Source organism: Caulobacter sp. S45, from assembly GCF_009765965.1.
In the GTDB taxonomy this organism is placed as follows: Bacteria; Pseudomonadota; Alphaproteobacteria; order Caulobacterales; family Caulobacteraceae; genus CAHJWH01.
The window spans coordinates 493,023-502,707 of the sequence record NZ_LMUL01000014.1; the positions used below are offsets into that span (position 1 = coordinate 493,023).

The 9,685-nt window shown below is 63.9% G+C and carries 9 protein-coding genes; 3 read left to right on the forward strand and 6 right to left on the reverse strand.

Annotation, left to right across the window (positions count from 1 at the left end; translation table 11 throughout):
- Positions 1-651: 651 nt before the first annotated feature.
- Positions 652-1,176 carry a MarR family winged helix-turn-helix transcriptional regulator gene (locus tag GSQ87_RS09440; RefSeq protein ID WP_158915217.1) on the reverse strand — a complete coding sequence of 175 codons (525 nt, stop codon included), beginning with the start codon at positions 1,174-1,176 and terminating at the stop codon, positions 652-654.
- A 113-nt stretch (positions 1,177-1,289) separates the two neighbouring features.
- On the opposite strand from GSQ87_RS09440, the gene GSQ87_RS09445 reads away from it, so the two are divergent.
- Positions 1,290-2,201 carry an acetoacetate decarboxylase family protein gene (locus GSQ87_RS09445; RefSeq protein ID WP_216839182.1) on the forward strand — a complete coding sequence of 304 codons (912 nt, stop codon included), beginning with the start codon at positions 1,290-1,292 and terminating at the stop codon, positions 2,199-2,201.
- A gap of 168 nt (positions 2,202-2,369) precedes the next feature.
- Positions 2,370-3,911: an FAD-binding oxidoreductase gene (locus tag GSQ87_RS09450; protein ID WP_158915219.1), complete on the forward strand. Its 1,542-nt coding sequence runs from the start codon at positions 2,370-2,372 to the stop codon at positions 3,909-3,911.
- A 219-nt stretch (positions 3,912-4,130) separates the two neighbouring features.
- Here the strand turns inward: GSQ87_RS09450 and GSQ87_RS09455 are convergent, their stop codons facing one another.
- Complete coding sequence (locus tag GSQ87_RS09455) at positions 4,131-6,011, reverse strand: S9 family peptidase (RefSeq protein ID WP_158915220.1); 1,881 nt, start codon at positions 6,009-6,011, stop codon at positions 4,131-4,133.
- A 339-nt stretch (positions 6,012-6,350) separates the two neighbouring features.
- Positions 6,351-7,520: a CaiB/BaiF CoA-transferase family protein gene (locus GSQ87_RS09460; RefSeq protein WP_158915221.1), complete on the reverse strand. Its 1,170-nt coding sequence runs from the start codon at positions 7,518-7,520 to the stop codon at positions 6,351-6,353.
- A gap of 117 nt (positions 7,521-7,637) precedes the next feature.
- On the opposite strand from GSQ87_RS09460, the gene moaD reads away from it, so the two are divergent.
- Positions 7,638-7,889, forward strand: a complete 252-nt coding sequence (gene moaD / locus GSQ87_RS09465; protein WP_158915222.1) for a molybdopterin converting factor subunit 1 — start codon at positions 7,638-7,640, stop codon at positions 7,887-7,889.
- Here moaD and GSQ87_RS09470 read toward each other — a convergent pair.
- The 3 genes from GSQ87_RS09470 to GSQ87_RS09480 all read right to left on the reverse strand — a co-directional run.
- On the reverse strand, positions 7,832-8,653 hold the full coding sequence (locus GSQ87_RS09470; protein ID WP_158915223.1) for a HesA/MoeB/ThiF family protein: 822 nt from the start codon (positions 8,651-8,653) through the stop codon (positions 7,832-7,834). The genes moaD and GSQ87_RS09470 overlap by 58 nt on opposite strands.
- Complete coding sequence (locus GSQ87_RS09475) at positions 8,650-9,138, reverse strand: SufE family protein (protein ID WP_158915224.1); 489 nt, start codon at positions 9,136-9,138, stop codon at positions 8,650-8,652. The genes GSQ87_RS09470 and GSQ87_RS09475 overlap by 4 nt, the downstream gene beginning before the upstream one ends.
- Before the next feature lie 14 nt (positions 9,139-9,152).
- Positions 9,153-9,685 (reverse strand): anhydro-N-acetylmuramic acid kinase (locus GSQ87_RS09480; protein WP_174241420.1); only part of this gene is annotated, 533 nt, incomplete at its 5' end.

The window sequence follows — 9,685 nt, forward strand, 5'->3', positions numbered from 1 at the left end:
ACCTACATACCCGTGCGGGCCAACGTCCCTCGAGCCGGCGTCGCGGAAAGCTGGGTGACAGGCTTGGCCTGCGATCGGACCCATCGATAGAGCGATGGGGTGTCGCAATTCTCGCGCGGGCAGAGCAGCGCGACCTCTTGATCCACCGTCGGCAGTAAAATCTGGCGGCCATGTTCTGCTCTGGGGGATGATGCAAGCGCCCCAGGGGCCGGGGCCGAAACCGTGACAGTTCTCACCGGAGTCGTAGCAGGCTGCGCCTGAGCCGAAGCGGCCGCTCCGGATATCAAGAGCGCCAGGGCCAAAACTGCGTATTTCATCGATATCTCCATTCGCTGATTATCAGCATATGCAAATAATGTAATGCTGGCCGAACGGAGTTAAAGGGGCGCCGCGGAATCGACCCGTATCAGAGGGGCAGCGGGGGTCGCGCTTGGGCGCGCCCGGCGCACCATTGAGCGGCCGGCCGCCGACCCTACCTTGTGTGAGAGACTGCGACCGCACGCAGCGTCGGAAAGCGGATGCTGGCGCATCCGCGATGCTCGCAAACAACGCTCCTTAGACCGCGTCGAAAGCCTCAGGCGTCGAGCGGGCTAAAGACTTTGGACTGCGGACGGCGTCCGTTGAGCGCCACGAACCTCTATCAGAGCCCGATCAAGCTGCGGCGGGGCTCGATTTTTGGCTGGGCATGGACTGGTTGAAGATTTCCGCGAAGGCGTCGCCGACAATGTGGTGGAGCGAGTTTCGCAATGCGGCGGACTGCTCCGGTCCGAACGCCGTTTCAAACCCCGCTTGAGCGAGCGCCCACAGTTCGTTCGACTCCTCCAACTTGGCCTTCCCCCTATCCGTCAGGATAATACGACGGCTGCGCCGATCCTCCGTGTCCACGAGAACCGAGATGAACTTGTCCCGCTCCAGGGGTTTGAGATTGTGAGCGAGCGCGCCGCGATCCATCACCAGCATGGACGCCAGTTGGCCGGATGTCGGCGCCCCCACGCGTGCGATATGCACGAGAATGGACCTTTGGGTCGACTTGAGACCACACGGCGCCAGCGCGGCGTCATAGAGCTGCGACACACGCCGAACCGCTTTGCGCAGGGACAAGCAGTTACAGTAACCGACAGCGTCGGGATCGACGCCAGGGGCCGCCACACTTTCCGAAATTTTTCGCTTGGCCATGCCGTCAATCCGGATGAACGATACCGTTATACTAGCATATGCAGAGGACGCCACCCAAGCCCCGTGCGCCCAAACCGACTTAAGTTGTCAGTGTCACTCAGGGCGAAAGGCGAATGCGCAAGGATCGCCAAGGCGGCAAACACGCCTACAATCAAAGCCGCGCGGCCTTCGCTAGCTTCTGCCCAACCTCGCCGATGTCTGGTGCAGATGAACAGGAGCGTCTCGTGCTCAAGGGTTATTCCATGCCGCTCAGCCCTCTTGGGCAGGCCAATCACGCCACTTCACCGCCCTGGCACTATTCGAGCGACGTCCTCGCCGCCGAGTTCTGGGTGAACCGGGCCGCCGCGGAGGCGACGCTGCCCCCGAACGTGACGGTCGACGGCGACGGCGATGCGCGGGCTGTGATCATGTACCTCGACTGGCAGTTCACCGGGTCCGACGACGAGATGCTCGACCCCGCGCGCTACCAGTATAGGGAGACCTTCCTCCTGATCGACGCGCACTGGCGCGACACCCCGATCGCCTACTGCCCCTATATCTACGTCGACAACGACGCGGCCATGATGCGCGGCATGATCCAGGGCTTCCCGAAGAAGCTCGGGTCCACCTTCCAGACGCGCAGCTTCGCCGCGCCGAGCGCGGCGGCTGCGCCGGTGGCGGCCGGCTCGAAGTTCGGGGCTAGCCTGTCGGCCCACGGCGAACGTCTGGCCTATACCAAGGTCACTTTGCGCGAGGCCATCTCCGACCCCTCCACCGTCTTCAACCGACCCACCGTTATGCGGCGTTACTTCCCCCGCCTGGACGGCAAGGCTTACGACAAGCCCGCAGTGGACCAGCTGACCCTCTCCCTGACCGACAACCTGCACATCGTCGATTTGTGGGCGGGCGAGGCGGAGGTGAGCCTCCCGGAGGTCAAGGGCGAGGAGTTGCACGCCCTCGCGCCGATCCGCTCGGGCCGGGGCTTCCGCTTCGGAATGTCCTACACCGTCACCGACCTCAAGATCCTGGAAGATTACGCCGCTTGATCCGGACGGGAGCGGCCTCGAACCGCCCCCGCCGTGACTTCGCCGCTCGCAGTCCATGAGGAAGCGCCCGATGCCCATCGCCAACGGCCAGGACCTTCTGCGAGGGCGTCAATGAGCAAGCTGCTTGCACCCAACCCCGCCGCCATCGGCCGGCCGGAGGGGGAGGCCATGGCCGACGCAGTTCCTGCCGAGCTGATCGATGGGACCCCGGCAAAGCTAAAGGCGAACCTGGTCGCGCTCTTAGGCGAGGACCGTGTGCTCCACCGCCTGATCGACCTGGTTCGCTACGCGTCGGACGCCAGTCCGTATCGCTACATCCCCCAGGTCGTGGTGATGCCGCGCACCGTGGAAGAGATCGCGAAGATCATGACCTACTGCCGACAGGAAGGCCGGCACGCCACCTTCCGGGCGGCGGGCACGAGCCTGAACGGCCAGTCGCAGTCGGACGACATCCTGATCGATGTGCGTCGCCATTGGAACGGCGGCTCGGTCGAGGACAACGGCGCGCGGCTTCGGGCGAAACCGGGGCTGATCCTGGCCCACGCCAACGCCATGCTCCACCGCTACCGACGCAAGATCGGGCCGGACCCAGCGAGCGGGCATGCCTGCACCCTAGGCGGGGTGATCGCCAACAACGCAGGCGGCATGCGCTGCACCCTGGACAAGGACGCCTACAGCACCGTTGTGGAAATGACGATCGTGCTGCCGTCCGGGACGATCATCAACACTGCAGCACCCGGTGCGGAGACCGCCTTCGCGGTCGCCGAACCCGAGCTCGCCCGAGGCTTGATCGAGCTGCGTCGTGAACTGCTCGAGCACCCGGAGCTAGTGGAGCGCGTGCGCCGGAAGTATTCGATCCGCAACACCCACGGCTTGCGCCTGCTTGCGCTGCTGGACGGCGAGACGCCCCTGGAGATTTTCCGCCGGTTGATGGTGGGGTCGGAGGGCACGCTCGGTTTCATCGCCGAAGCGGTGCTCGAAACGGTTCCGGCGCCCGCCGCCACCTCAGTCGCCTGGATCCCCCTCTCCTCGATCGACGAGGCGGTGGCCCTCGTCCCCGACCTGGTGAAGCTCGGCGCGGCCGCCGTCGAGCTGATGATGGCGCCGGCGCTCGCCGCGGCGGGCGAAGCCTTTCCGGGAACGCCGGCCTATTGGCGGAGCCTCGACCCGAAGGCCGCGGCCTTGCTGGTCGAGTTCGGAGCCTCGGACGAAGGCGTCCTCGCCGCCGTCCAGGACAAGGTCGCCGAGCTCGTCGCGCCGCTGAAACTCCTCAGTCCGCTCTCCTTCACCAGCGTGGAGGAGGCGGTTGAGCTGGCCTGGCACGTGCGGGAGGGTCTCCTTGGACTGGTGGGCAAGCAGCGGCCGCAGGGCACGATGCTGATCACCGAGGACGTCTGCTTCCCGCCGTCACGGCTCGCGCAGGGCGCCGTTCGGCGATATCAAGCGGTCCGGATACGGCAAGGAGCTTTCCAAGGACGGCATCCTGGAGTTTGTGAACAAGAAGCTGGTTTGCTCGCTCAGGCCGGATGTCTCGCCCGACAGTGTGCGTCAAGTCGGCTGATGACGTTGGGCGACCAGGAGGCGGGAGTCGAGCGCCGCCACATGAACGTCTCAACCCGAGATCAAGGGCGCACCGGCCGTAATAGACGCCCCCTAAGCCCGAGATCGAAGCGCAGATGGGCGAGTTCCTCAAAAGACAAGCCATTATAATTGGTTATGATCTGGTCAGACCGTCGGAGGCGCCCTGCTGAAAACGGGGCGTACAGTGGGACTAAATACTGGCTTATCACTATCCGACTAGAAAATCCCGCTCCCCACCCTACTCCACACTGTACAGAAAGCCGGCTCTGCAGCCACGGTCGCATGAAGAAAGCGCCGAGGCTGTGCTTCTTTGGCCGAACCTGGTTAACGTGACAGCGCTGAAGAGCTCTACCTGCCAAGGAACTCAATCATATCGGACAGGATATCTGATCTATCTTGTCTCAAGCCTAGGGCGTTCGTCTTCAGGTCGCGGCGGATGATCGCCACCGGTTTGCCGGCGCGCTGCAACGCCTGACCCATCCGCTCTGCGTTGTCTTTGTGAAAATCGTCATCGAGATCATCATAGATGATCAGGATCGGAGCGCTCGCCGCCGCGGCGTGCCGTATAGGGGAAAGACCGGCGAGCGAGTCACGATCCAATCGTTCCTCTCCCAGAGCTCGCCGCCAGAGCTGCGTCGAATCCCAGCGCGCACCCCGTTGGTTACTGTCAGGATACACGGTCATCGGACCAAAATCTGCGACTGGATTGATCGCGATCGCGCAGCTGTAGAACCCACGTTGGAAGATGACCCCGCTGAGGGCCGCGTATCCTCCATAGCCACTACCGGCGATACAGACGCGCTTGGTATCCACAAGGCCGGCTTCCACCAGATGATGGACGGCGTCCGAGACGTCGGTCTGCATCCGAAAGCCAAGCTCGCCGCGTCCGGCCGCCTGCGCGGCCGCGCCTGCGCCTATCGTGCCCCGATAATTGACTTCGATCACAGCATAGCCGCGGGAGGCCAGCGCCTGAGCCTCGGCATCGAAGCCCGGCGACGGCGCCGCAATGCCCAGGTCATGCACCAAGACGACAGCCGGCAAGGCCGTGAGCGCGCCATCCGGCGGCAGGGTCACGCGCCCGGTGATCTCAAGACCATCCTGAGCCTTGAAGCTCAAGGGGCGGACGACTCCCAACGGCTGACCGTCCAGCATCGGCCGGGCGTGACCGATCAGTTCCGCCGTGCCGAGCGAAAGGTGGACCCAGTAGTAAGATCCCGCATCCGTCGGCCCCTCCGTGCGGATGATGAGTTCGCGATAGGCGTCGTCCGAGGCGACGAAGTTGGTCATGGCTCCATGGAACGGCTTGATCGCCTGCTCGTAGGCCCTCGCCAGGTCAGGATCGAAAAACACCACACGCTCTGCAGCACCGGCGACCTTCGCCGCGACAAGGAGTCCGGTGTCGTTACGGTGTATAACCGCCGTCACCTGAGCGCCCTCGGGCGCCAACGACTTTGACACGGCGCCGCTCGCGGTCACCTCGTAGAGGCGCCCATCCTGGATGACAGCGAACGTATCTTTGTGAAGTCCCATGCCTTGCAAGGAGAATGGCTCGTCCGCCTCGGGCAGCGTCACCAGCCTGCGCTCATCCCAATCATGAACCAGCAGCCGCGATGTTCTTTGCATCGGATCGAGCTGCTTGGCGGCGAGGACCCTGCCGTCCGACGAGACCGCCCATTCTTCGGCGTCGAAGGAGCCCTTGTCCAACAACGTCCCAAGACCGGTGTCGGCGTCGGCGGAATAAAGAGAAAAGGATGGCCCAGCGGACAGTCCGCGCAGGAATACGCTGGGCTTTCCGTCACGGCGGCCATATTGAAGCGTTCCGCCGGCGACAAGCGGCGCCACATTTGGCGTTCTCGCAAGAATAAGTGCTGTGTTCCTATCGCTCAACCTGAAACTGACGAGCTGCTGACCGATCTGATTTGGCGAGACGGCGCTCGCATCGACAAATGTGCGCGTGAAAAGGCCGAGATGCCTGGAGTCGATCCACTCCAGGGCGTCAAGGTCGGCGCTGCCCGCGGAGGTGTCGATGGAAGGCCCATTGCCGCGGGGAAGCACTCGAATGGTTCGATGCCGGTCGTGCAGCGACATGAAGGCGATCGCGCTGCCGTCCGGTGCAACGATCGGATCTTGAATGGCGACTTCAGACAGATAGGCGGCGATTGGGAGGGGAGCGGCTTTGGCCCCGCCGGTCGCCAACAGGCACGCGAACAGCGCTGCGATTCTTTTCATAGTCCCCCCTCGCTCCAGGTAGCTTAAAGCCTCTACGGGATGCAAGCGGCTGCGATACACGCTGGTGGGGAGCTGCGCCTGGATCGCCCCCTGCCCATTCTCGAAGATCGCGGAACGCACACGTCTTTGCGCGGCTTGGTTGGGACAGCAAGAATCGACATCGGAAGGCGTTGGCGAGGCGGCCTGCTGGACGATCCTTTTATAACCGCCGTCTATGAATTGGTCAGACACTGCCGCGGAAGGGGGGCGCTGTTCATAGCTGCCCTCTAGCCGCCTTGCCCTACCAATCGGTTAGTCTGACAATGCCCTCCAAACTGTAGGAATCCACCGGGGGCCATCTCAGATGACGCCATCGGCCTGCAGCCCACCGATCTCCGCCTGATCCAGCCCCAGCCACTCTCGGAGCACGTCGGCGCTGTGCTCACCCAGACCGGGTGCGCCGCGGCTGATTGTCGGCGGCGTCTCCGACATGCGTAGCGCCGTGGCCTGGAACGGCACATGTCCCAGCACGGGGTGGGGCACGTCGACAATCTGGCGCCGATGGATCACCTGTGGATTGCTGACGACGTCTGCGATGGTCGCCACCCTTTCACAGGGCACTTCCGCCGCGTGTAGCTTGGCGAGGATCGCCTCTCCGTCGAATGCGACCGCCCAGTCGTCGATGATCTTCTCCAAGGTCGACACATTCGCGTTGCGCGCCACGAAGTTGGCGAACCTCGCATCCTCGACCAGTTCGGGCATGCCCATCGCGGCCGCAAAGCGCGGGAAATGCGCATCATTGCCCGCGACCACGTAGATCCAAACGCCGTCGCGGCTACGGAAACAATGCGACGGGGACAGATAGCGGTCACGGTTGCCCAGGCGGGGCGGCTCTGCACCGTTCAACAGGTATTCGGGAATGGCGGTGGTCAACAGGGCGAGGCCGCTGTCCATCAGCGTCGCCTCGACGACCTGGCCCCGCCCCGTCGCTTCACGCGCCCTGAGCGCCGCAAGGGCGGCGATGGTGGCGTAGAGCGCCGTTGTATAGTCGCAGACGAATACCCCCGACATGGTTGGCGGCCCATCGTGGGCGCCGGTCATGGTCATGACGCCGCTGGCGGCTTGGGCCGCGCCGTCGAAACAGGGATGCTGCGACAAGGGTCCGTCCTGGCCGAATCCGGTGATGCGCACCAGAATCAGCCCAGGGTTTATCGTGCTGAGCGTCTCCCAGTCCAAACCCATCCGCTCCAGCGTTCCAGGCCGGAAGTTCTCGATCAGGATGTCCGTTTTCGCGGCAAGTCGGGCAAGCAGCTTCTGGCCAGCCTCATCGCGGAAATCGAGCGCCATCCCTCGCTTGTTGCGATTGGCCGACAGGAAGAAAAGGCTGTCCCCAGCCACCGTTTCGCCGACCCGGCGGCCCTCCTCACCCCCATCGATGCGCTCGACCTTGACCACATCCGCCCCAAGATCACCCATCAATTGGCCACAGAAGGGGCCGGCGATGTATCTTGAAAGATCAAGCACACGCACGCCCGCAAGAGATCCCGACATCTACTCTCCGATGTTTCCAGGTTAACTGGCTTTTATCGTAACCGATATTGCAATATGCATTTCAGTATGCAAAAGCTACCTTAAAGGGAGGCTCACATGCGGGTGTCGTATTTCTCCTGGCTGCGGGCCAAGACCGGTGTGGCCGCCGAGGTCATCGAGTTGCCAAGCGAATGCGCCACGGTGGACGACCTTATTCGCCACCTCTCGAACCGCCATCCAGCGCTGGCCGATATCGCCGGGGCGCAAGGCAGCCTGCGCTATACGGTCAACCGGCGTTATGTTGAGAAACTTCATCGGATCGAACCGACAGATGAAGTGGGCTTCTTTCCGCCGGTGACGGGTGGCTGAGCGGCAGGCGCATCGCAGCAAAGACAATTCGACCGGCGCGGCAGGACAACCTTCTCGATCTCGCAATACCAGGCGTCGTACATCGCCAGCACGCCTGACAGGCTGGGCTCGATGCCCAAGACTTCCTTGATCACTTCGGTCGCTTGCATCGCCCCCATCGCCCCGACGGCGGGCCCAAGAACCCCGATTTCCGAGCAAGTCGGCGTCACCGAGGCTTCCGGCGCTTCGGGATAAAGGCACCTGAAGCAGGGATGGGGCTGCCCGAGGTGCGATTTGAAGGTTGTCAGGATGCCGTTCGTCAGTTGTACCGCCGCACTCACCAGACTCACCCCCGCGCGCCGGCAGGCCGCGTGGACAGCGTCGCGAGTCGCGAAATTATCGCTGCCGTCCGCCACTATGTCGTAACCCGCGACAAGATCGTCGGCGTTCTCGGCGTTGACGGGAAAGTCATGCCGCACCAACTCAGCATACGGGTTCAGACCTTGCAGAGTAAGAACGGCGCTCTGGGTCTTCGGCATATCCAGCCGGTCGACCCCATGCAGGATCTGCCGGTGCAGGTTGGAGGGTTCGACACAGTCGAAATCGACGATACCGAGCGTCCCGATCCCCGCACCTGCCAGATACATTAGTAACGGCGAACCCAAACCTCCCGCGCCGATGACCAATACGCGGGCGGCCCTCAGGCGGGCTTGCCCTGCGTCGCCGATTTCCGGCACGACAACCTGGCGCCGATAGAAGCTGTCTTCGTCCGGAACGATGATCATATCCGCACGTCCTGGACGATGCCGCGGACGGTCGATTTCTCCACCGCCGCGGCGGCGGCGGAGCGGATACGCTTCACGACCAGATGCAAACCGTTGGAGCGGCTTGGCGCCAGGTTGCGGCCGACAGCGAGCCGGTCGAGCACGTCCGGGGGATGGGAAAGGATCTCCTCCGGCGTCCGCTCCGAATAGAGCCGCAGGACGATCGCCAATAACCCCCGCATGATCAACGCATCGGAGTCCGCGCTCATCCGCAGGATGTTCGGCCCCTCATCGATGACGAGCCAGACCTGCGACTGACACCCGTGGACGCGATCCGCCTCCCGCCGGCCGGCAGGGTCGATGCCTGGGAGCGAACGGCCCAACGAGAGGAGGTGGCTAATACGCCCGGACCAGCCCTCAAGCGACGCGAATTCCGCTTCCAGCTCGGTAACGACGGCGTCGATGCCACCCACTCCGCGCGCGATACCCTCGACATCGGCGACCATCGGCCACTTCCCATTCAGGCTGGCACTCTACGCTTCGCCACAACGCCCCCCTCCATCGGCCCCGGCACGCCCGTCGTCAGAGGGAAGCTGATCGGCAGTCCGGCCAAGGCGCGCACAGCCAGATAGGCGAAACATTCGGCCTCCACGGCGTCGCCCCGCCACCCCACCGCCTCGGCGGCGATCACCTCCACGCCGGCGCGCTGCGCCAACGCCGCCATGATGGCGGGATTCTTCCGCCCCCCGCCGCACACGATCAACTGTTTCGGGCGCACGGGAAGCAGGTCGAGCGAGCGGGCCACCGTGCCCGCGGTGAACGCGGTTAGCGTCGCCGCACCGTCCGCGAGCGACAGGCCGTCGGCCATATCGGCGGTGAAGTCATAGCGGTCCAGCGACTTCGGGTAGGCCGCACTGAGATAGGGATGGTCCAGAAGCTCGGCGAGCCGAACCTCGTCCACGCGACCGCCCAGGGCGACGGCGCCGTCCATATCCATCTCGCCCGCGCCGTGCCGCATCATCCAATCATTGATCGGACCATTGGCGGGCCCGG